Consider the following 20,573-nt stretch of genomic DNA (forward strand, 5'->3'; position numbering starts at 1 on the left):
TGCTGACGGCGTCCGCGGTGGCGCCGGTCGGGGCCTACCTCACGAGCGTGAGCGTCGAAGGGTTCCGTGGAGTGGGTCAGCCGTCCACGGTGACCGTGACGCCGGGACCGGGCCTGACAGTGGTGACGGGGCGCAACGGTTCGGGGAAGTCCAGCTTCGCAGAGGCGATCGAAGTGACGCTGACCGGCGCCAACCGGCGATGGCAGGGGCGCTCTGCCGCGTGGCTTGAGGGCTGGCGCAACCTCCATCATCCGTCGACATCGCTGGCGGTGGGGCTCGTGATCGAGGGGGAGGCGACGCCGACCGCGATGGCGAAGCGCAGTTGGGACGCGTCCGCGACGAAGGTGGAGGACTGCACCGCCGTCCTGCAGCGTCACGGAGAGCCCGCAACAGGCATGGAGGACCTCGGCTGGGCCGTGCCCCTAGCGACCTATCGACCGTTTCTCTCCTACAACGAACTGGGCGAGGTGCTGACCCAGGAGCCAAAACTCCTGTTCGACGCCCTCTCGGCGATTCTGGGACTGGAGTCGTTGACCGACGGCATCAACCGGGTGAAGAAGGTGGTCAGCGCCCATGCCGCCGCCACCAAGTCGGTGCGGGACAACGCCAAGGGGCTCGCTGCGGAACTCGGCGACCTCACGGATCAGCGGGCGGTGGAGTCGGTGCGTCTGCTGACGTCCCGGACGTGGGATCTGGATCGGCTGGAGCATCTCGCGACCCGTGCCAAGGATCCCGACCCGGACCATGTCGTGCTGCGGTCGCTGGCCCGGCTGAGCGCTCCCTCGCCGGAGGCGGCGAGCGCCGCGGCAGCGGAGGTGCGCGTGGCGGCGGCCAGGCTGGCTGAACTTGGCCCCGACCCCGACGCCGAGCTGGCCCGGCTGCTGAGTGGGGCTCTGCGCTGGCATGCGGAGCATCACGGCGACGCGTGCCCGGTGTGCGGCGTGGGAATCCTCGACGACGACTGGGCGGATCAGGCGTGCGCCACGCTGCATCAGCACGACACCGCCAGCGTCGCGCGGCGCGCCGCCCGGGACGCGTGCGCAGAGGCGGAGAAGCGCGTCCGCGATGTGCTGACGCCCCCGGCGATGGAGATCCCCCACAGTGAACTGGTGGACACCACCTCCCTTCTGGAGGCGTGGGAGCAACTCCGGGCCGAGCCCGTGGACGCCCAGCAGCTCGCTGAGCGCGCCGACGAGTGGGTTCCGGTGGTTGCCGAGCTGACGGCGCAGGTGATCCAGGAGGCCGAGGCGTCGCTCGACCGGCGCGAGGAACAGTGGCGGCCGTTCGCAGGACGCCTCATGACGTGGGTGCAGGATGCTCGCGACGTCGCCTCCAAGGCAGAACTCATGAAGGAGGCCAAGGCCGCCCAAGTCTGGCTGGTGAACCAGGAGACCGTGATTCGCGAGGCGCGGCTGGCGCCGCTGTCCACCCAGGCCGCCCAGATCTGGGAGAAACTCCGCCAAGAAAGCAACGTGACGCTGGAGGGCCTCAAGCTGGTCGGGGCCAACACGCGACGCAAAGTCGACATCGACGTGCGCGTCGACGGAACCGACACGTCGGCGCTCGCGGTGATGAGCCAAGGGGAGCTGAACGCCCTGTCCTTGAGCGTCTTTCTCCCGCGCGCCATGGTCCCCGACAGCCCGTTCCGGTTCCTCGTCATCGACGACCCGGTGCAGGCGATGGACCCCAGCAAGGTCGACGGATTGGCGCGCGTTCTCTCTGAGGTCGCCACGCAACGACAGGTGCTCGTCTTCACCCATGACGACCGCCTCCCTGAGGCTGTGCGCAGGCTGGGGCTCGACGCGACCATCGTGGAGGTCTCGCGCGGCGAAGGATCCGTGGTGACCGTCCGCACGGTGCTCAACCCCGTGCAGCGCAATTGGCTGGATGCGGACGCGCTCCTCAAGGACTCCCACGTGTCGGACGAGGTTGCACGCCGCGTGGTTCCCGGCATCCTCCGGGTGGCGGTCGAGGCCGCCTGCCAACAGATCGTCCGGCGACGCCGTTTGGGGGCTGCTGGGCGCAGCCATGCTGAGGTCGAGGACACCCTGCGGTCGCAGACCAGGCTGTATTCGCTGCTGGCTCTGGCGTTGTTCGACGATGAAACGCGCACCGGCGACGTTCTCGGCACCATGAACAACAAGTTCGGTCGCGAGGCTGCCGACCTCGTGGGGATCCTCAACAAGGGCGCCCACGGGCTGACCACGATGACGCGTGAGAGCCTGCAGGACACCGCGCGTGCGACGCGCAGGTTCCTGCAGAAGTGGCAGGTGTGGGACGCATGAACGACCTGCTCAACCAGGCGGCCCGCCTGCTCGATCTCGTGGACCAGCGCTGGGCCCGGGGCAGCGCGTTGCTGGCGCGTATCGCCTTGGAGGACTGGATCCGGGAGCAGTCTGCGACGCTCGACGCAGACCTGCCGCAGGCCACCATGCGCTCGCAGCTTCTCTGCCTCCCGCAGGTTGTCGGTGCTGAGCTGGCCGCGCGTGCCACCTTCGCTTGGAGTGAGCTGAGCGCCGCGTGCCACCACCACGCCTACGAGCTGTCACCCGCATCGGCGCACCTCACCGCACTACTCGCCGAAGTGACCGCCCTCACGGGCAGCCGTCCACCTCAGGCCTAGTCAGGCTGGCGGGTTAGGAGACGTCACGCGAGGTGGACTCGCGGACGATCAGCCGGGTCGGCAGGACGATGGCGTTCGGCTGGGCGTTGCCGTGGATGGCGTGCAACGCCAAGGTGGCGCCGACGCGGCCCTGCTCGCGGACGGGCTGGGCGAGGGTGGTCAGGCCCACCATGTCGGCGATGGGGTGGTCGTCGACGCCGATGACGGCGATGTCGTCGGGGATCTTCACGCCCGCGCGGCGCAGGACGGTCATCATCGAGGCGGCCATCTCGTCGGAGGTGACGAACACCGCGTCGGGGAAATGGTCGCCTTCCAGCAGCCGTTCGGCGGCCAGGCGTCCGGAGTCGGGGCCGAACGGCACCTTGAGCTGCCAGGTCGGGTCCAGGCCCGCGCGCTCCATGCTGAGTTCGAAGCCGCGGGCACGGTTCTGGGACGCGATGCCCGGGGTGCCGTCGTGGTCGGCGTACGCGGCGTACGCGATGCGGCGGCGTCCGGTGTTGATCAGGTAGTTGACGGCCTTCTGGCCCACGGCCAGGTCGTCGACGCCGACCGACGCGATCCCGTCCACGGCGGTGCCCGCGACGACCACCGGCACGGGCAGCGCGGCCAGCCGTCGGCCCGTCGTGGCACGAGGCATGGGGACGAGCACGACGCCGTCGAACCGGCGCGGCAGATCGGCCGAGCGCAGCATCCGCACCCGCTGCGAGGACGACAACCCCTGCAGCACGGTCAGGTGGGCGTCCTCGTCGGTGAGGATGTCGTGGAGCCCCGCCAGGATCGACCCGAACACCCACCGATCCGACTCCGGCAGGATCACCGCGATGCGCGGGTTGTCGTGGGGACGCCGCCGCGTCCCGCCGCTGGGGGCCAAGTAACCGGTGGAGCGGGCGATGTCGAGGATCTTCGCGCGACGGGGAGCCGACACGCCCGCGGCGCCGCTGAGCGCCCGCGACACGGTGGAGACGGCGACCCCGGCCAGGGCGGCGATCTCGGCCATGCCGACCGGCCCGCTGGCCTCCTCGTCCATGCCGGTGAGCTTATCCATCGCGGCCACCAGTTTGACCCGCCGCGCGCCTCCCGGTGAACTGGTTCACATGACCTCCTCCCCGGCGCCCCCACCGCTGCAGCGCCGAGGAGACCTCCCCACGATGCGTCGCCGCATCGAACTGCTCGCCTTCCTGTTCGCCGTGGTGTCGTTCGCGTTCTGGTTCGGGATGGTCCTCAACGAACCCCACAACGCCTTCCGCATCGACGTGTTCGTCTACCGCGGCGGCGTCGAAGCCATTCAGGCCGGGCGTCCCCTCTACGAGCCGGTGTATGGGCCGCTGTACTTCGTGTACCCGCCGTTCGCGGCGCTGCTGTTCTGGCCGATGGCCTGGCTGAACGACACCCTGCTCAGCGCCGCCATGATCACCCTCAACCTGATGCTGGTCATCTGGACGGTCGGCGTCATCGCCCGCGAGGCCCGCGGCGCGGGCACGATCATCACCCGCGGGGCCGCCGCCTGCCTCGGCATCGGGTTCACCTTCCTGCTGGTGCCGCTCGCCGACACCCTGTGGCTCGGGCAGATCAACATCGTGCTGATGGCGTTGGTGGTCGCCGACCTGATCGCCGCCTCCCGGGGACGCCGCTGGGCGGGCATCGCCATCGGGATCGCCGCCGGCATCAAGCTCACGCCCTTGCTGTTCGTGGTGTTGCTGCTGTGGGGCCGCCGCTGGCGGGCCGCCGCCCTGGCGTCCGGCACCTTTGCGGTGACCGTCCTGCTCGGCTTCCTGCTGCTGCCCCGCGACGCCGTCGATTTTTGGACCGTCGCGCTGCGCGACACCCGCCGCATCGCCCCCTCGGAATGGATCGTCAACCAGTCCTTCGACGGGGTGATCGCCCGGTTCTGGCCCGGCGCCCCCGAGTGGATCTGGCTGATCGGCGCCGCGGTGGTGTGCGGCTGGGCGATCCTGCTGGCCGGACGCCTCATGGCGCGGCAACTCCCGATCCTGGCGGCGGCGGTCGTCGGAACCGCGTCCGCGTTCGCCGCCCCGTTCTCGTGGGAGCACCACTGGATCTGGCTGGTGATCCTGTGCTGGTGGCCGCTGTGCGCCGCCATGGTCGGGTTCGCCAACCGGGACCGCCGCTGGCCGTGGTGGGCGCTCGGGGCGCTCGCGATGATCCTGCTCACCGCCCGCTACGACAACGGCCACGGCATCGCCATCGGGGTGTTCGCGTTCGGCGGGGATGACACCACCTCGTGGTGGACGGTCGCCTACCCGGCCGGGGCGCTCGCCGTCCTGATCGCGATGACGGTCGCCGAGTTCCTCGGGCACCCTCCGCGTCACCCACGGATCGCGGCCGAGGATCCAGTGTGATCCCACGATGACGGGGCCCCTCAGGGTGGGACGACTCCCCAGCCACGTCCCGGATCGCGCACAATGGACGTTGCCCCACCGCTAGGAGTCTCATGATCGTCCACACGTACGCGCTCACCGCGCCGGTGAGCCCGTCCGCAGTCTGGCGGCACTGGGTGGACGTCGACCAGTGGACCGACCACTTCCCCGGATTGGCCTCAGCACGGCTCAACGGTCCCGTCGCGATCGGCGCGGTCGGCCTCATCAAACCTGACCGGGGCCCGCGGTGGTCGTTTCGGATCAGCGCCGTCGACCGCGTCAAGAAGCGGTTCGCGATCGAGCGCAAGGTGCTGTTCGGCGTCGTCCGGCTCGAGTTCGCGCTGGAACGCCCCGAGGAGGCCGAGGAGGCCGAGGACGCCGCCGCCTTCGATCCGCCGCTGCCCGCCTCTCCCGACGCCTGGTCGATGGTCTACACGGTGACCATCACCGGCCCCCTCGCCGTGGTCTACGACCGGTTCGCCGGGCGCCCGATCGCCAAGCAGTTGCCGGACCTGAGCACCAGCGTCGCCGCTGCGTCCCCGATCGACGACTGAGCCGGGCGACGGCGCTCCGGTCGACGCGCAGCGCCGCCGTCGTCGCAGCCCGGCAATCAGCGCGGCACGCCCCACTCTGCGCGGGCATCGCGACGCGTCGCTGATACTCAACCCGACCCGTGCGCACGCCGCCCCGCGTCCAGCCTCAGCGGACGCGGGGCGACGGTGTGTCGCAGAGGGTCAGGCCTCGTAGGGGGCGTAGGGGAGATCGGGGAACGCTCGGGCGACGCCCGCGTTGCGCAACACCCCGCCCTGCACGTTGAGGCCCTTCGCCAGCGCCGGATCGGACGCCAGCGCGCCCTCCCAACCCAGCCCGGCCAGCCGCTGCGCGAACGGCAGCGTCGCGTTGGTGAGCGCCCACGTCGAGGTGTTCGGCACCGCGCCCGGCATGTTCGCCACGCAGTAGAACAACGAGTTGTGGACGGTGAACGTCGGATCGTCATGGGTGGTCGGATGGCTGTCCTCGAAGCAGCCGCCCTGGTCGATGGCGATGTCGACCAGCACCGAGCCAGGCTTCATCTCCGCGACCATCGCGTTCGTGACGAGCTTGGGGGCTTTCTCTCCGGGCAGCAGCACCGAGCCGATCACCAGGTCGGCGTCACGCAGGTGTTCGCGGATCGACATGGCCGTCGAATAGACCCCGGCGACCCGGTTCCCGTACCGCCAAAACGTCTGACGCAGTTTGGCCAGGTCGGTGTCGAGGATCGTCACGTCGGCACCCATGCCCATCGCCACGTTCGCGGCGTTCTGCCCGGCCGTCCCGCCACCCAGAACCACGACCTTCGCGTTGGGGACGCCACCGACGCCGCCCATCAGGACGCCGCGTCCGCCGCCGGCCTTGAGGAGGGCCTGCGACCCCACCGCGGGAGCCAGGCAGCCGGCGACCTCCGACATCGGGTAGAGCAGCGGCAGGAGTCCGTCGGCTGCTTGCACGGTCTCGTAGGCGATGGCGGTGGTGCCGCCCTCGATCAGGGCGTGGGTCAGCGGCTCGTTGGCGGCCAAGTGGAGGTAGGTGAACAGCACCAGGTCCTCACGCAGGAACCCGTACTCGGACGCGATGGGTTCCTTGACCTTCATCACCATGTCGCCCGTCGCCCAGGTTTCCTCGGCGGTAGGAAGAATGGTGGCGCCTGCCGACTGGTAGGCCTCATCGGGCATGGAGGAGCCGACGCCCGCCCCTGCCTGCACGAACACTTCATGCCCAGCCCGCACCAACTCGTTCACGCTCACCGGCGTGATGGCGACGCGATATTCCTGGGTCTTGATCTCTGTGGGAACGGCGATCCGCATGGCGCTGACTGTAGTGACCCCAAAGGTCGCGAAAAATGCGGTCAGACTACGGTCTCGTTACGTCCCACCCGGCTCCCGTCAGGGGTTCAGCCGCCCGACTTGCGACGGAACGTGCGCTTGCCGCCCTGCTGGCCGTGCGGCCCTCCGGACGCCTTCGCCGACGCCCCGCCGCCCGCCGCGCTCCCGTGCTGGGCCGCGCGCTTCGCCTCCAAGGCAGCGCGCATCTGCTCCTTGGGATCCGGCGTGGTCTCGTCTGTGCCCGGCTCGCTCATGCGCACCACTGTCGCACCTGCGTGCCGGGGAGTCCAGGTCACCGCGCGACGGCGGACTCGACTCGGACCCCGGACGACTGCGGGAGGGGGTGGCACCATGTTCCCCATGACCCTCTACAGCGCCGGCATCCTGCCGTACTCCTGTGACGAGGGCGCGCTGCGGGTGTTCATCGTCCACATGGGCGGGCCGTTTTGGGGACACCGCGACCAGGGCGGATGGTCCCTGGCGAAAGGCATGTACGTTCCCGGGGACGAACTCCCCGCGGACGCGGCGCGCCGCGAGTTCGCCGAGGAGGTGGGCGTCCCGGCACCTCCCGGGGATCTGCTCGACCTCGGTGAGGTGCGGCTGAGCTCCGGCAAGCGGGTCCGCGGATACGGGATCGAGGCCCCGCTGGAGTTGGAGTTCGTCTCCAGCAACACCTTCGAGGTCGAGTGGCCGCGTAAGTCCGGCCAGCTTCAGACCTTTCCCGAGGTCGATCGTGCGGGCTGGTTCGATCTGGACAAGGCCCGCACGCGGTTGACGCAGGGGCAGGTGCCGTTCCTGGACCGGTTGAGGGAGTTGCTGGCCGCCAGCGCGTGACACGCCCCGTGGGGCGTCCTGCGACCCGCGCGGGCGGGCACCCCAGGTCGTCACCGGGGAGGGCTACCCTGAAACACCTATGTTCTGTCTCGGCCACCCCCACCGCTCGCACCCCGCCGGGGCCGGCCGGTGAGCCAATCCGCCTTCGACCGGCTCGGACCGGCGTTCCCGCAGCGCGCGCCCTGGGGAACGTCGTCGAAGCTGCGCGCCTGGCAGGCCGCCGCGCTGGAGAAGTACCTCACCGAGGGCCCCCGCGACTTCCTCGCCGTCGCCACCCCCGGTGCCGGCAAGACCACGTTCGCGCTGCGCGTCGCCGTCGAGCTTCTTCAGGCCCGCATCGTGCGGCGCATCGTCGTCGTCGCCCCCACCGAGCACCTCAAAGTGCAATGGGCCGACGCCGCCGCGAAGGTCGGCATCCAGCTCGATCCCGGCACCGGCGGACGCAAACGCGGACGCTCGCGCCAATACGACGGCGTCGCCGTCACGTATGCGGGCGTCGCGGCGGCGATGCTGGCCTACCAGACGATGACGTCCAACTTCGACACCCTCGTCATCCTCGACGAGGTGCACCACGCCGGGGACGCGCTGGCCTGGGGGGACGCCGTGCGCGAGGCCTTCCAGTACGCCACCCGACGGCTCGCCCTGACCGGTACGCCGTTCCGCTCCGACGACAACCCCATCCCATTCATCAGCTACGTGCCCGCCGAGTCGGGTGCGCTGATCTCCCATGCCGACTTCACCTACGGGTATGCGGACGCCCTGCGTGACCATGTCGTGCGTCCGGTCGTGTTCATGAACTACGGCGGCCCGATGCGGTGGCGGACCAAGTCCGGGGACCAGATGGAGGCCAACCTCGGCGAGCTGACCACCAAAGACATCACCGCGCAGGCGTGGCGCACCGCCCTGGATCCGAAGGGGGAGTGGATCGCGGCCGTGCTGGGCGCCGCCGACCGCCGCCTCACCGAGGTGCGCCGCCACATCCCCGACGCGGGGGCGCTGGTGATCGCGTCCAACCAAACCCACGCCCGGGCCTATGCCCGCATGCTCGAATCCATCACCGGTGACAAACCGACCGTGGTGCTCTCCGACGACGCGGGCGCCAGCAAGCGCATCGAGACGTTCTCGGCGTCGGAGGACCGCTGGATGGTGGCGGTGCGCATGGTGTCCGAAGGCGTGGACGTCCCGCGGCTGGCCGTCGGCGTCTACGCCACGGCCACTTCGACGCCGCTGTTCTTCGCCCAAGCGGTCGGGCGCTTCGTGCGGACCCGGCGACGCGGCGAGATCGCGACCGTGTTCCTGCCCACCGTGCCGATCATCCTGGCGCACGCGTCCACCCTCGAACGCCAGCGCGACCACATCCTCGGCAAGAAGCCGGGCGAGGCTGAGGTCGTCGACGTGTGGGAGGAGGCCGAGGCGCTGATCGCGGCCGCCAACCGCAACGACGCAGCCTCCGATGAGCTCATGGGCGCCTACGAGGCGATCGACTCCTCGGCGACGTTCGACCACGTCCTGTTCGAATCCGAGCAGTTCGGCATGCACGCCGTCCCCACCTCCGACGACGAGGCAGAGTTCCTGGGCCTGCCGGGCCTGCTGGAGCCCGAGCAGATCACCCACCTGCTGCGCGAACGCCAACGCCGCCAGATCACCCGCCACGACCGCGCCCAGCGCCGCGAACGCGTCGCCCCCGAGGTGGCCCTGCACCGCGCGCTGGAGGCACGCCGCAAAGAACTCAACACGCTGGTGGCGCAGTACGCGCGCGTCCACGGCGTCCCGCACAGTCACGTCCACGCCGACCTGCGCCGTCAATGCGGGGGACCCTCGCTGGCCCAGGCGACCACCGACCAGGTCGACGCGCGGATCGCGAAGATCCGGGAGTGGAACAACCGCTGATCGTGCGCGAGCGACCTCGTGCGACCCAGCCCGGACGGGGCTTCACGCCGCCCAGGAGCCGCGGGCGTCGGCGTCGAGCGTGGTCGCACGGCAGGCCAGCCACGCCTCGTCCAGGCCAGACACCAGCGTGACGCCCGCGCAGACGCCCAGCACCCATCCCGGGAGCACGCCCGATGCCAGCGCGGCCACGGCCGTCACGCCAAGGACCAATCCGGAGGCCTTGTTGGCGAGGGTGTGCCGGATCGCCCAACGGCTGGTGCGCACCCGGGTGATCAGCGCGGCGGCCAGCCGGACCAGCGTCGCCAGCCCGACGAGCACCCACGGAAGGAGTTCGGCGGGCAACCGGACGCCCACCACGACGGCGACCAGCACGGCGCCGAACAGGACGGTGTCGGCGACGGAGTCGATGCGGGCGCCCCGCGGTCCGGCGGTGCCCTGCGCCCGGGCGACCGGCCCGTCCGCCACATCCGTCAGCAGTGCCATCGTCAGCACCCCGGCCTGGAGGGCCCCGGGCGCCGCGGCCACCGCCAGCGGGATCAGGCACACCGCCAGCACCCCGCGCCCGACCGACAGCACATCCGCCCAGGGCACCGTGGCGAGGGATCGCGGCATGAGGCGACGCTAGCACCGGAGATCGCCGCGGAGTCCGGGTGCGGACGCGGCTGCGAGCGAACGGAACGGACGCCGCGTTACGCGCATGTGTCGCCCGCGGACCAGGTGCGTGAAGGTCGCCGGGAAGCCGTGGCGGGTGCCGCGCACAGGTGACAGGCTCAGCGCATTCAGTCGATGCGGACGGCCTCCAGCCTTCTGCAGGAGACCGCCCTCCCGGCACCAGTCACGATGGATGAGGAGCGGTGCGATGTCCCTCGATACCCGCGATCAGGCCCCCAAGGGAGCCCCTGACGCCCGGCAAGAATCCGACGCCTACCTGGAGAAGCGCTCCCTGAAGTCCGGCTCGGCCGGATGGGTGCTGCTGGCCGGGCTGGGCGTCAGCTACGTCATCTCGGGGGACTACTCCGGCTGGAACGGCGGTCTGGGACAGGGCGGGTTCGGCGGCCTGCTGATCGCCTTCGTGATCATCGCCGTCATGTACTTCTGCATGGTGCTCGGCATGGCCGAACTGTCCTCGGCGCTGCCCGCCGCGGGCGGTGGATACACGTTCGCCCGAGCGGCGCTCGGCCCGTGGGGCGGGTTCGCGACCGGGGCCGCCGTCCTCATCGAGTACACGATCGCCCCGGCCGCCATCGCGACCTTCATCGGCGCCTACGTCGAATCACTACAACTCTTCGGAATCACCGACGGCTGGTGGGTGTACCTGGCCGTGTTCGCGATCTTCGTGGCGATCCACCTCACCGGCGCCGGCGAGGCCCTCAAGACCATGTTCATCATCACCGCCATCGCGCTGGTGGGCCTCGTCGTGTTCGCCATCGCCTCGGTCGGCCTGTTCGACCCGGCCAACCTCACCAACATCCCCGTCAACGAGTCCGCCGCGGGCGCGTCCGCGTTCCTCCCGTTCGGGACGCTGGGCATCTGGGCGGCGCTGCCGTTCGCGATCTGGTTCTTCCTCGCCATCGAGGGCGTCCCGCTCGCCGCCGAGGAGGCCGACAACCCGGCCAAGGACGTGCCCCGCGGCATCATCGTCGCGATGGCCACCCTCGTGGTCACCGGCGCGGTCGTGCTGTTCCTGGCCACCGGCGCGGGGGGCGCCCTGGCGATGTCGACCTCCGGGAACCCGCTCGTGGAGGCGCTTGGCGACTCCGGCTGGGCCGTCGTCGTCAACTACATCGGCCTGGCGGGCCTGATCGCCAGCTTCTTCTCCATCATGTACGCCTACTCCCGCCAGACGTTCGCGTTGTCGCGGGCCGGATACCTGCCCACCAACCTGTCGGTCACCAACAAGCGCAAGGCCCCGGTGCTGGCGATCATCGTCCCCGGCATCATCGGGTTCCTGCTGTCGCTGACCGGTCAGGGCGGCGTCCTGTTGAACATGGCCGTGTTCGGTGCGGCCGTCAGCTACGTGCTCATCATGGTCAGCCACATCGTCCTGCGGGTGAAGCAGCCCGGCCTCAACCGGCCCTACAAGACCCCGGGTGGCATCGTCACCACGTCGATCGCGCTGGTCATCGCCGCGGCGTCCGTCATCGCCACGTTCCTCGTCGACGTGCTCGCCGCCGGGCTCACCTTCGCCGCGTTCGCCGCGATGATGGCCTACTTCGGGCTCTACAGCCGCCACCACCTGGTCGCCAACTCCCCCGATGAGGAGTTCGCCGCCCTGATGTCGGCCGAAGAGGAGGTCGCGTGAGCGTCCGGACGAGGTCGGTCCACGGCACCACCTACCGCTTCGACGGCCTGGTCGACCTGCTCGCCAAAGCCACCCCGAAGCGGTCCGGGGACGAACTCGCCGGATGCGCGGCCACCTCGGCGGCCGAACGGGTCGCCGCCCAGTGGGCGCTCGCCGACGAACCCCTCACCACGTTCCTGAACGAGGAGGTGGTGCCGTACGAGACCGACGAGGTCACCCGGCTCATCCTGGACGGCCACGACGCGGACGCGTTTGCCCCCGTCGCCTCCCTGACCGTCGGGGGGCTGCGGGACTGGCTGCTGGAGGTCGCCACCCGCCCGGACTCTTCGCCCATCCTGACCTCGCTCGCTCCCGGCCTCACCCCCGAGATGGCGGCGGCCGTCAGCAAGCTGATGTCCGTCCAGGACCTGATCTCGGTGTCCCGGGCCGTCGAGGTGACCGCAGCGTTCCGCACCACGCTCGGGCGGTCCGGGACGCTCGCCACCCGGCTGCAGCCCAACCACCCCACCGACGACCTGGCCGGGGTGTCGGCGGCCATCCTCGATGGCTTGTTGATGGGATCGGGGGACGCCGTGGTCGGGATCAACCCGGCCACCGACTCCCCGCAAGCGGCCGCCGACCTACTGACGCTGATCGACGACATCCGCCAGCAGCTCTCCATTCCGATCCAGTCGTGCGTCCTGACCCACGTCACCACCACCATCGGGCTGATCGAGGCGGGCGCCCCCGTCGACCTGCCGTTCCAGTCGATCGCCGGCACGCAGAAGGCCAACGCCGGGTTCGGGGTCACGCTCGACATCCTCCGGGAGGCCGACGAGGCGGCCCGCTCCCTGCACCGGGGCACCGTCGGCGACCAGGTGATGTACTTCGAGACCGGCCAGGGTGCCGCCCTGTCGGCCGAAGGCCACTACGGCGTCGGTGGGCGACCGGTGGACGAGCAGACCCTGGAGGCGCGCGCCTACGGCGTCGCCCGGGCGTTCGACCCGCTGCTGCTCAACACCGTCGTCGGGTTCATCGGACCCGAATACCTCCACGACGGCAAGCAGATCATCCGCGCCGGGCTGGAGGACAACTTCTGCGGCAAGCTGCTCGGCGTCCCGATGGGCGTCGACGTCTGCTACACCAACCACGCCGAGGCCGACGACGACGACATGGAAACCCTGCTCACCCTGCTGGGGGCGGCGGGCACCAACTACGTCATCTGCGTCCCGGGAACCGACGACATCATGCTGGGCTACCAGAGCCTGTCGTTCCACAACGCGCTGGCCGTACGCCGGACGCTGGGCTTGCGTCCCGCACCCGAGTTCGAGGAATGGCTGCTCGGCATGGAGATGGCCGACGCTGCGGGCCACGTGCTGCCCCGCGACCCGCTCGGCTCCCCGCTGAGCCGACTTGTCCTCGGCGGTGCGGCGTGAACGGCACCGCGGTGGGCCGCACCGAGGGCACCGTCGTCGACTTCTGGGCTCCACTGCGCCGCAGCACCCAGGCCCGCATCGGCCTGGGACGCAGCGGCGACGGCCTGCCCACCACAGAACGACTCGCTCTGCGCGAGGCGCTCGCCCTGGCGCGGGACGCCATCACGACCCCGCTGGACATCCCGCTGCTGCGCGACGACCTGGCCGCCGTCGGCGTCCCCGACGTGCACCACGTGACCAGCCAGGCGGCGTCCCGCGACGAGTACGTGCGGCGTCCCGACCTGGGGCGCCTCCCCGCCGACCTCACCGGCCTGCCGCGTGGGCCCTACGACGTCGGGATCGTCGTGGCCGACGGGCTCTCACCCCGCGCCGTGGTCGACCACGGGGCGCTCATGCTCGCCGCTCTGCGCGCCGCACTCCCGGAGGGACTGTCGCTCGCGCCGGTCGTCATCGCGACGAATGCCCGGGTCGCGCTCGGGGACCACCTCGGGGCGGCGATGGGCGTCGAGACGTTGTTCCTGCTGATCGGGGAGCGTCCCGGGCTGTCGGTGGCCGACAGCCTCGGCATCTACATGACCCACCGCCCCGAGCCGGGGCGTGCCGACTCCGAACGCAACTGCATTTCCAACGTTCATCCGCCCGAGGGCAACAGCTACGCGGCGGCCGCGGCCACGGCCGCCCGATTGCTGGGGACGGCACGCGCGCTGGGACGCTCCGGGGTGGACGTCAAGGACATCGGCGCCGACCCCGCCCTGGGGAGTTGATTGCGGCGGGCCGAGCAGACCCCTCGGCGCGCCGGATGGACGACGGTGTGACTCAGAAGAAGGGGAGCGCCAGCGCGAGGATCCCGCCCAGCGCGAGGACGAACCCCACCAGCCCGACGATCACCAGGGGCCGGGTCCGGCGCGGCTTGCGCGCGACGGCTCCGGCGGCGATCGCCAGCACCAGTCCGACGGTCAGCGGGGTGGCGACCAGCGGCCACTCGGCCGGGGTGTGGCCGCGAAGCCACCAGGCCGCCAGCATGACGGCGGTGATGCCGAACCACACCAAGGCCGACTGCAGCAGCGGCCGGGACTCGGTCACCAGCTCAGGGTGGGCGCCCGAGTCGCGAAGCCGCAAGATCATGTGCCCATTCTGACGGGTCGGCTCCCCGTCGGCCGCATCGTGGCACCGGCGCGCCGACGCTAGGGTGAGCGCACACGATGGGAGGCAGACATGCCGGTGTTCGAACGCGACTCGCGCTACCCGTTCCCGCGGGAGGAGGTGTTCGCCTGGCACGCCCGCCCCGGGGCTTTCACCCGGCTCACCCCGCCCGGCATGATCACCGAGATGACTCCGCTCACCAACGGGATCCAGGTGGGATCGACGGCCGATGTGGTGGTCTCACATCCGCTGCTCGCGGGCCTGCTGCCGCACGTCCCGCGGCGCGGCGGATCCGGGCCGGTCGGCGTCCGCTGGCGTCTCGCACACACCGAACTGGAGCCCGGACGCAGGTTCGTCGACGAGCAGGTCCGCGGCCCCTTCGCCTCCTGGCGGCACGAACACCTCTTCGCCGACGGCCCCGCGGGCTCCACGATCATCACCGATCGGATTACCTACCAGCTCCCGGCGACCCTGCCTGGACGCCTCCCGCAAGCCCTCGTCGAGATGCAACTCGACGGGCTGTTCGCCTTTCGTGAGCGGCAACTCCGGGACGACCTGGATCTGCACTCCCGCCTCGCGGGGCCGCCCCGCCGGGTGCTCATCGCCGGGAGCAGCGGCACCATCGGTACCCAGTTGGCCGCGCTGCTCACCAGCGGAGGGCACCACGTCATGCGGCTGGTACGCGGCGGCGTCGCGACGGACGCGGTTCGCTGGGATCCCGCGCGCGGACGGCTCGACCCGGACGCGATCGCCGGAGCCGACGTTGCCATCAACCTCGCCGGGGCTCCGCTCGCCGGGCGCTTCACCCGATCCCATCAGCGGCGCGTCCTCACCTCGCGTGTGGATGCGACGACGACGCTGGCGAGGGCCGTCGCTGCCGCCCGGATCCCCGCCCTCGTGCAGGCTTCGGCGATCGGGCTGTACGGGCCGCGTCGGCCCGGGGAGCTGCTGACCGAGGAGTCGGCGGCGGGGGAGGGGCTCTTAGCCGACGTGGTCACTGCCTGGGAGGGGGCGGCCGCTCCCGCTGTGGCGGCGGGCACCCGGACGGCGTGGATGCGGACGGGGATCGTGCTCACCGAGTCCGGCGGGTCGCTCGCGCCGCAGATCCCGCTGTTCTCCGTCGGTGTCGGTGGACGCATGGCGCCCGCCGACGCATGGCTGAGCTGGATCAGCCTCGACGATGCGGTGCGAGGGTTCGCCCACGTCGCGCTCACCGAGGCGGAGGGCCCGTTCAACCTGGTGGCTCCGCGCCCGGTCACGCAGCGGGTGTTCGCGGAGACGCTCGGCCGGGTCTTGCACCGGCCCGCAGCCGTCCCGACGCCGCCGCTGGCTCCCCGGCTCGTACTCGGCAGGGCTGGCTACGACCAGATGATCGACACCGATCAGCGGGTGTCGTCGGCCCGGCTGGCCGACTCGGGGCTGTGGTTCGCCCAGGGCACCCTCTCCGATGCGCTGCGCCACGCGCTGATGCGCTGAGGCCCCCCGCGCGGGCCGAGGGGCCTCGACGCGGGGAGCACCGTGGTCAGCGTGCGTTCTCGTCGGGCTGATGCACCCCGAAGGTGTTGCCCTCGGTGTCGGTGAAGTAGCCCTGCCACGCCATGCCAGCCAGGGCGTACTTCGGGAGGGCGGTCTCGCCGCCCAGCCGCAGGATCGCCTCCTCGGTGGCGTCGAAGTCGTCGACCTCGACGGTGACCACGAACGCATTCGGGGCGTCGAACTTCGGAGCGGAGGTACCCGTGCGCGGCAGCAGCCCACCGTTGATCCCGGGCGTGCCGTCCTCGCCGGTGACGACACCCCAATAGGGAGTACCGGTCACGTGGGAGTAGTCGACGAACTCCCAACCGAAGACCTCGGCGTAGAAGTTCTTAGCGCGCTCTGCGTCGTCGACCTGAATGTCGAAATGAACCGGACGAGCCATCACAACCTCCTTGGGGTGGGCCCGAAACGGGCCGTTGATCGTGGCGCGAGCCTACCCGCGGGACCCGACAAAAGGCAGGCGTGCTCGCGAGGTCTACTTCTGGCACAGCGACAGCGTCAGGGCCTCGTGCGAGGTCCGGAAACCCATCGTCGTGAAGAACCCCATGACATGGGCGCGGTCCTTGTCCATCGCGACCATCAGGACGCGGGCGCCGCGGCTCTTGGCGTAGTCGGCCAGCCAGGTGAAGACCTCCTTGCCGATGGCGATGCTGTCGGCACCGGCGCGGATCCGGGCTCCGGAGACGAACGCGCGGATGCCGCCACCGCGGGCCATGGTGGTGAGGAACGACAGCTGCAGCGTGCCGATGACACGGTCGGAGTTGTCGATGATGACGAGAAGCGACTGGTTGGGGTCGGAATCGATCCTGTCGAAGGCTGCCCCCAGGTCACTGTCAGACGGGGTCGGGCCGAGGACCTCGTCGCCGATCAGGGTGGTGGTGGCGACGTATTCGGGCGAGGTCGGGTCGTCGGCGAGCAGTCGTTCGATGATCGGAATGTGATCGCGCGTGGCGCGCGCGATCGATGCTCGTTCTAGGACGGCTTGGATCTCCATGCCTTGATTGGACACCCGCTGCCCGCGCGGGGGCAAACGCGGGAACAACGAGGCCCCGCCCCGGCGAACGATGTCGCCGGGGCGGGGCCAGGTGTGTGAGCGAGTGTGAACCCGCGCAGGTCAGTTCGTCGGGCGACCGTAGTAGCCGTTGTCGGAGGGCGGCTGATCTTCGGGACGCTGACCCTGCTCGCCCTGCTGATCCGGGTTGCCGGTGCCCGGCTGATACGGGTTCTGCGGCGTGGACTGACCGTACGGGGCGGAGGCCGCCCCCGGCTGGCCGTAGGGATCGGAGGACGGCGTCTGCTGCCCGTAGGACGCGGGGGGCGCGTACGGATCCGAGGCAGCCCCGGGCTGACCGGAGGTCGGCGGCGTGTAGGGAGCGGACGAACCCGGCTGCCCGTAGGGCGTCGAACCGCCCTGCTGGCCGTAGGGATCGCTGGAGCCGGGCTGACCGTAGCCACCGGGCTGGGTGTACGGGTCGGCGGCAGGCTGACCGTAGCCGCCGGTCGCGTTCTGAGCGGGGTCGGTGAACCGGCCGCCAGCCTGGTCGCCGTACTGATCCGGGGTCTGGCCGAAGGGGGTCGCCGGGGCGCCCCACGCGGCGCCGCCCGGGTAACCGGACTGGGGGTAACCGGCGGCCTGGTTGGCGATCTCACGGGTACGCCCCACGTACATCAGGCCCAGCCAGATGTTCTGCACGGGCATCAACGCGAACGACAGCGCCAGCAGGACGAGCGAACCCAGGAAGATCATCACGGACGAGCCGCCACCGGACGCCGACTGGGCCCCCGAGGAGAGCATCGCCTGCGGGATCGACGTCACGATTCCGATGGCGAAGCCGATCACCAGCAGGTAGCCGAAGGTCCGCCAGAACGCGCCCTTGGTCAGCGCGAAGGAGCGACGGATGGCGTCCATCGCGCTCAGTCGCTCTTCGGCGAGGACGACGAGCGTGTAGGTGACCTTGATGCCCACCCAGACCACGCCGACGATGAAGGCGACCCACAACACGAAGATCAGGAAGGCCGCGCCGCCGGAGGGGGAACCGCCGGACGCGCCCAGGATCGCCACCAGGACGAGGGCCATGACGAGGTACAGGGCGATGACCGCCCCCGCGTAGATGAGGACGAGCTGCACCAGGCGACCCATGAGGCCCTGGGTGCGGGCCGCGAGGGAGGGGCCGGTGGGGATCTCGCGCCCGGTGGCGTAGTCGATGGCCGCGATGTAGATGCGGCTGTAGTAGACGTAGGAGATCAGCGACACCACGATCAGCACGACCACGCCGAGGAGCGACAGCCCCACGATGCTGCCGATGAGCCCGGAGGGGTTGGGGGTCTGGGTACCGATCATCGACCCGATCGCGGGTGCCAACATTGCGAAGGCGGCGACGCCGATCACCACCGCCGCCGCGAAGGCCAGCAGGATCGGGACCAGGCAGAGCATCAGGAAGAGCTTCCAGCCCGCCTTGTACGTGGCGAACAACGAGGAGAACAGATCACCCAGCGTCAACGGACCCGGAGGGGCCGTCGGCTGGTTCGGGGGCGTGGGGGCGGCTGATTGCGGCATGGACCAAGTCACAACGGTGATCCTATCGACGAGGATCGTCCGCGCATAGCACCGTCACCCAGCGTGTGGACACGCGCGGGTCTGGCGGTGGATTCAGCCTAGCCGAGGCGGGGCGATCAGGGGCTGCGCAACGATGAGTTCGTCGCCGTCGAAGGCCAGCGACGGAGGCCCCTGGAGCTGGTAGCCCTCCTCGAGTGCCTCGTTGACGCGCCGTTCGAAGTCCGCGTCGCTGCGCCCCGTCACCAGTCGGTACCGCGGAGCCGACCCGTTCACGGGATCAGCCGCGACACGCGCGGCCCGCGACCGCGACCGCTGCGGGGCGGGCTCACCGTGCTCGGGGGAGGGGGCGGGCGCCTTGATCGCTGCCTGGGCGGCTGTTCCGGCGTCCACGACCACCACCTCGCCGTGCCGGGGGACCACGGCGTTGAGGTGCAGTTCGCGCTGGATACGGGCCGCGAGTGCGGCGGCCGAGTCGGCCTCACCGTGGACGCAGTACACGGTCGCCGGGCGGGGCCGCAGTTCGGCGAGCCAGTCCAGGAGGTCGGAGCCGTCGGCGTGCACCGAGAACTCGCGGTCGTGGTACACCTCGGCGCGCACCGGCACGTAGCGTCCGTTGATCTTGACCTGCTCGGCACCCTCGGAGAGCTGCCTGCCGCGGGTGCCGACCCCCTGGTAGCCGGTCAGGACCACGGCGTTCCTCGCGTCGGGCAGCAGCGTCTCCAGATGGTGCAGGACGCGGCCGCCGGTGGCCATCCCCGAACTGGAGATGATCACCGCCGGGCGATGCCCGTTCGGGGCGGTGAGCCGCTTGGAGTCCTCGGGGGACTCGACGGCGGTGAGGTCGGGGATGGCGAGGAAGTCCTCGGGGCGCAGGTCGGGTCGCAGTTCGTCGGGCTGGGACTGGTAGACGCGCAGCGCCCGGACGCCCATCGGCGAGTCGACGAACACGGGGACGTCGGGGATCCGACCGTCGCGTTCGAGATCGGAGATCGTCTTGAGCACCACTTCGGTGCGGTCGATCGCGAACGCAGGGACCACCACGCTGCCACCGCGCTCGATCGTGCGCCGGATCACGTCGGCGAAGCCCTCGTGGGGCAGGGTGTCCGGTTCGGGATGCTCCCGGTCGCCGTAGGTGGACTCGATCAGCACCGTCGGCGCGCCCAGCGGTATGTCACGAGGACGCAGGACGGGGTGGTCATGGCGTCCGAGATCGCCGGAGAACAGCACGGTGGCGGTCGGGGTCCACAGGTTCACCGAGGCCGAACCGAGGATGTGCCCGGCCCGGGAGAGGCGGATCGTCACGGTCTGGTCGGCATCGGGGGTGAACCCGGGACGCTCGTCGCCGGTCAGCTCGAAGTCGGTGTCGTATTCGAGGGCGACGAACTGGGGGAGCAGGTCCTCGACATCCGCGGTGGTGTACAGCGGCAGGGCCGGGGAGTGCTTCGAGTAGCCGCGCTCGTTGGCGTCCTGCGCCTCGAGTTCCTGGAGCTTGGCCGCGTCCCGCATCACGATCTCGGCGAGTTCCCGGGTGCCGGGGGTGCACCACACCGGCCCGTCGAAGCCGTTGCGGGCCAGCGCGGGCAGGTAACCGACGTGGTCCATGTGCGCATGGGTGAGGATGACGTCGGAGATGCTCGCCGGGTCGACCGGGAACTCCTCCCAGTTCTTCAGCCGCCACTTCTTCTCGCCCTGGAACATGCCCGCGTCGACGAGGATGCGGCGCGCTCCGACGGTCACCAGATACTTCGATCCCGTGACCGTGCCCGCAGCGCCGAGGAACATCAAGGTCGTGGTGAGTGCGCCCGCCATGCCTTCACCCTTGCACGCCCCGCCCCGCCCGGGAACCCCCACCCCGCCGAGGACTGAGCCTGCTGGCGCCGAGGACTGAGGCTGAGGCCATCCAGGACTGCGCCCCCTGGCGCGTGGCTCAAGCCGACGGGACGCCTCCGCCGGTCACCCCCGCTCGCGTTGCTGTCCGACCCGGAAGGCGACGATGGACGCGATCAGCTCGCCGGGCAGCTCCCGATCCAGCG

Annotated in this window: 19 protein-coding genes; 10 read left to right on the forward strand and 9 right to left on the reverse strand. The window is 70.6% G+C overall.

The window, feature by feature from the left end:
* Nucleotides 1-2,285, forward strand: a 2,285-nt coding sequence (locus tag V7E09_RS07045; protein WP_324523197.1) for an AAA family ATPase, incomplete at its 5' end; no start/stop codon positions are given.
* On the forward strand, nucleotides 2,282-2,623 hold the full coding sequence (locus V7E09_RS07050; RefSeq protein ID WP_324523198.1) for a hypothetical protein: 342 nt from the start codon (nucleotides 2,282-2,284) through the stop codon (nucleotides 2,621-2,623). The genes V7E09_RS07045 and V7E09_RS07050, both read left to right, overlap by 4 nt.
* A 13-nt stretch (nucleotides 2,624-2,636) precedes the next feature.
* Here V7E09_RS07050 and V7E09_RS07055 read toward each other — a convergent pair whose 3' ends face one another.
* A complete protein-coding gene (locus V7E09_RS07055; RefSeq protein WP_324523199.1) occupies nucleotides 2,637-3,668 on the reverse strand; it encodes a LacI family DNA-binding transcriptional regulator in 1,032 nt (343 codons plus the stop codon).
* Between the two features lie 49 nt (nucleotides 3,669-3,717).
* Here V7E09_RS07055 and V7E09_RS07060 point away from each other — a divergent pair, with 49 nt between their 5' ends.
* Nucleotides 3,718-4,983, forward strand: coding sequence for a glycosyltransferase 87 family protein (locus V7E09_RS07060; RefSeq protein WP_324510698.1), 1,266 nt, complete (start codon nucleotides 3,718-3,720; stop codon nucleotides 4,981-4,983).
* Between the two features lie 92 nt (nucleotides 4,984-5,075).
* Nucleotides 5,076-5,555 (forward strand): hypothetical protein, encoded by a 480-nt coding sequence (locus tag V7E09_RS07065; RefSeq protein ID WP_324510697.1) that lies wholly within the window; start codon nucleotides 5,076-5,078, stop codon nucleotides 5,553-5,555.
* A 180-nt stretch (nucleotides 5,556-5,735) separates the two neighbouring features.
* Here the strand turns inward: V7E09_RS07065 and ald are convergent, their stop codons facing one another.
* Both ald and V7E09_RS07075 read right to left on the reverse strand, forming a co-directional pair.
* Nucleotides 5,736-6,845 (reverse strand): alanine dehydrogenase, encoded by a 1,110-nt coding sequence (ald, locus tag V7E09_RS07070; RefSeq protein WP_324510696.1) that lies wholly within the window; start codon nucleotides 6,843-6,845, stop codon nucleotides 5,736-5,738.
* Between the two features lie 86 nt (nucleotides 6,846-6,931).
* A complete protein-coding gene (locus tag V7E09_RS07075) occupies nucleotides 6,932-7,117 on the reverse strand; it encodes a DUF5302 family protein (RefSeq protein WP_324510695.1) in 186 nt (61 codons plus the stop codon).
* 106 nt (nucleotides 7,118-7,223) lie between these two features.
* On the opposite strand from V7E09_RS07075, the gene V7E09_RS07080 reads away from it, so the two are divergent.
* Together V7E09_RS07080 and V7E09_RS07085 are read left to right on the forward strand one after the other, a co-directional pair.
* A complete protein-coding gene (locus V7E09_RS07080) occupies nucleotides 7,224-7,697 on the forward strand; it encodes an NUDIX domain-containing protein (RefSeq protein ID WP_324510694.1) in 474 nt (157 codons plus the stop codon).
* 129 nt (nucleotides 7,698-7,826) lie between these two features.
* Nucleotides 7,827-9,587, forward strand: coding sequence for a DEAD/DEAH box helicase (locus V7E09_RS07085; RefSeq protein ID WP_324510693.1), 1,761 nt, complete (start codon nucleotides 7,827-7,829; stop codon nucleotides 9,585-9,587).
* 42 nt (nucleotides 9,588-9,629) lie between these two features.
* Here the strand turns inward: V7E09_RS07085 and V7E09_RS07090 are convergent, their stop codons facing one another.
* Nucleotides 9,630-10,199, reverse strand: coding sequence for a CDP-alcohol phosphatidyltransferase family protein (locus V7E09_RS07090; protein WP_324510692.1), 570 nt, complete (start codon nucleotides 10,197-10,199; stop codon nucleotides 9,630-9,632).
* A 247-nt stretch (nucleotides 10,200-10,446) separates the two neighbouring features.
* Between V7E09_RS07090 and eat the strand changes: the two genes are divergently transcribed.
* Genes eat through eutC form a run of 3 tightly spaced genes read left to right on the forward strand, consistent with a single transcriptional unit; the run spans nucleotide 10,447 to nucleotide 14,068 of the window.
* A complete protein-coding gene (eat, locus tag V7E09_RS07095; RefSeq protein WP_324510691.1) occupies nucleotides 10,447-11,889 on the forward strand; it encodes an ethanolamine permease in 1,443 nt (480 codons plus the stop codon).
* Complete coding sequence (locus tag V7E09_RS07100) at nucleotides 11,886-13,304, forward strand: ethanolamine ammonia-lyase subunit EutB (RefSeq protein ID WP_324510690.1); 1,419 nt, start codon at nucleotides 11,886-11,888, stop codon at nucleotides 13,302-13,304. Before eat ends, V7E09_RS07100 begins: the two co-directional genes overlap by 4 nt.
* Nucleotides 13,301-14,068 carry an ethanolamine ammonia-lyase subunit EutC gene (eutC, locus tag V7E09_RS07105; protein ID WP_324510689.1) on the forward strand — a complete coding sequence of 256 codons (768 nt, stop codon included), beginning with the start codon at nucleotides 13,301-13,303 and terminating at the stop codon, nucleotides 14,066-14,068. Before V7E09_RS07100 ends, eutC begins: the two co-directional genes overlap by 4 nt.
* A 52-nt stretch (nucleotides 14,069-14,120) precedes the next feature.
* Here the strand turns inward: eutC and V7E09_RS07110 are convergent, their stop codons facing one another.
* Nucleotides 14,121-14,429 (reverse strand): hypothetical protein, encoded by a 309-nt coding sequence (locus V7E09_RS07110; protein WP_324510688.1) that lies wholly within the window; start codon nucleotides 14,427-14,429, stop codon nucleotides 14,121-14,123.
* Between the two features lie 90 nt (nucleotides 14,430-14,519).
* On the opposite strand from V7E09_RS07110, the gene V7E09_RS07115 reads away from it, so the two are divergent.
* Complete coding sequence (locus V7E09_RS07115) at nucleotides 14,520-15,923, forward strand: TIGR01777 family oxidoreductase (RefSeq protein ID WP_324510687.1); 1,404 nt, start codon at nucleotides 14,520-14,522, stop codon at nucleotides 15,921-15,923.
* 46 nt (nucleotides 15,924-15,969) lie between these two features.
* On the opposite strand, the gene V7E09_RS07120 is transcribed toward V7E09_RS07115, so the two are convergent.
* The 4 genes from V7E09_RS07120 to V7E09_RS07135 all read right to left on the reverse strand — a co-directional run bounded on the left by V7E09_RS07120 (nucleotide 15,970) and on the right by V7E09_RS07135 (nucleotide 20,349).
* Nucleotides 15,970-16,365, reverse strand: a complete 396-nt coding sequence (locus V7E09_RS07120) for a VOC family protein (protein WP_324510686.1) — start codon at nucleotides 16,363-16,365, stop codon at nucleotides 15,970-15,972.
* A gap of 93 nt (nucleotides 16,366-16,458) precedes the next feature.
* On the reverse strand, nucleotides 16,459-16,977 hold the full coding sequence (locus V7E09_RS07125) for a GNAT family N-acetyltransferase (RefSeq protein WP_324510685.1): 519 nt from the start codon (nucleotides 16,975-16,977) through the stop codon (nucleotides 16,459-16,461).
* 120 nt (nucleotides 16,978-17,097) lie between these two features.
* Nucleotides 17,098-18,552, reverse strand: coding sequence for a hypothetical protein (locus tag V7E09_RS07130; RefSeq protein ID WP_324510684.1), 1,455 nt, complete (start codon nucleotides 18,550-18,552; stop codon nucleotides 17,098-17,100).
* 81 nt (nucleotides 18,553-18,633) lie between these two features.
* Nucleotides 18,634-20,349 carry an MBL fold metallo-hydrolase RNA specificity domain-containing protein gene (locus tag V7E09_RS07135; RefSeq protein ID WP_324510683.1) on the reverse strand — a complete coding sequence of 572 codons (1,716 nt, stop codon included), beginning with the start codon at nucleotides 20,347-20,349 and terminating at the stop codon, nucleotides 18,634-18,636.
* Nucleotides 20,350-20,573: the final 224 nt, after the last annotated feature.

Origin of the sequence: Propioniciclava sp., from assembly GCF_036744435.1 — a bacterium.
Lineage (GTDB): Bacteria > Actinomycetota > Actinomycetes > Propionibacteriales > Propionibacteriaceae > Propioniciclava.

Coding starts and splice junctions, on each gene's coding strand:
- V7E09_RS07050 (WP_324523198.1), top strand. CDS start 2,282: ATGAACGACCTGCTCAACCAGGCGGCCCGCCTGCTCGATCTCGTGGAC.
- V7E09_RS07055 (WP_324523199.1), bottom strand. CDS start 3,668: ATGGATAAGCTCACCGGCATGGACGAGGAGGCCAGCGGGCCGGTCGGC.
- V7E09_RS07060 (WP_324510698.1), top strand. CDS start 3,718: ATGACCTCCTCCCCGGCGCCCCCACCGCTGCAGCGCCGAGGAGACCTC.
- V7E09_RS07065 (WP_324510697.1), top strand. CDS start 5,076: ATGATCGTCCACACGTACGCGCTCACCGCGCCGGTGAGCCCGTCCGCA.
- ald (WP_324510696.1), bottom strand. CDS start 6,845: ATGCGGATCGCCGTTCCCACAGAGATCAAGACCCAGGAATATCGCGTC.
- V7E09_RS07075 (WP_324510695.1), bottom strand. CDS start 7,117: ATGAGCGAGCCGGGCACAGACGAGACCACGCCGGATCCCAAGGAGCAG.
- V7E09_RS07080 (WP_324510694.1), top strand. CDS start 7,224: ATGACCCTCTACAGCGCCGGCATCCTGCCGTACTCCTGTGACGAGGGC.
- V7E09_RS07090 (WP_324510692.1), bottom strand. CDS start 10,199: ATGCCGCGATCCCTCGCCACGGTGCCCTGGGCGGATGTGCTGTCGGTC.
- eat (WP_324510691.1), top strand. CDS start 10,447: ATGTCCCTCGATACCCGCGATCAGGCCCCCAAGGGAGCCCCTGACGCC.
- V7E09_RS07110 (WP_324510688.1), bottom strand. CDS start 14,429: ATGATCTTGCGGCTTCGCGACTCGGGCGCCCACCCTGAGCTGGTGACC.
- V7E09_RS07115 (WP_324510687.1), top strand. CDS start 14,520: ATGCCGGTGTTCGAACGCGACTCGCGCTACCCGTTCCCGCGGGAGGAG.
- V7E09_RS07120 (WP_324510686.1), bottom strand. CDS start 16,365: ATGGCTCGTCCGGTTCATTTCGACATTCAGGTCGACGACGCAGAGCGC.
- V7E09_RS07125 (WP_324510685.1), bottom strand. CDS start 16,977: ATGGAGATCCAAGCCGTCCTAGAACGAGCATCGATCGCGCGCGCCACG.
- V7E09_RS07135 (WP_324510683.1), bottom strand. CDS start 20,349: ATGGCGGGCGCACTCACCACGACCTTGATGTTCCTCGGCGCTGCGGGC.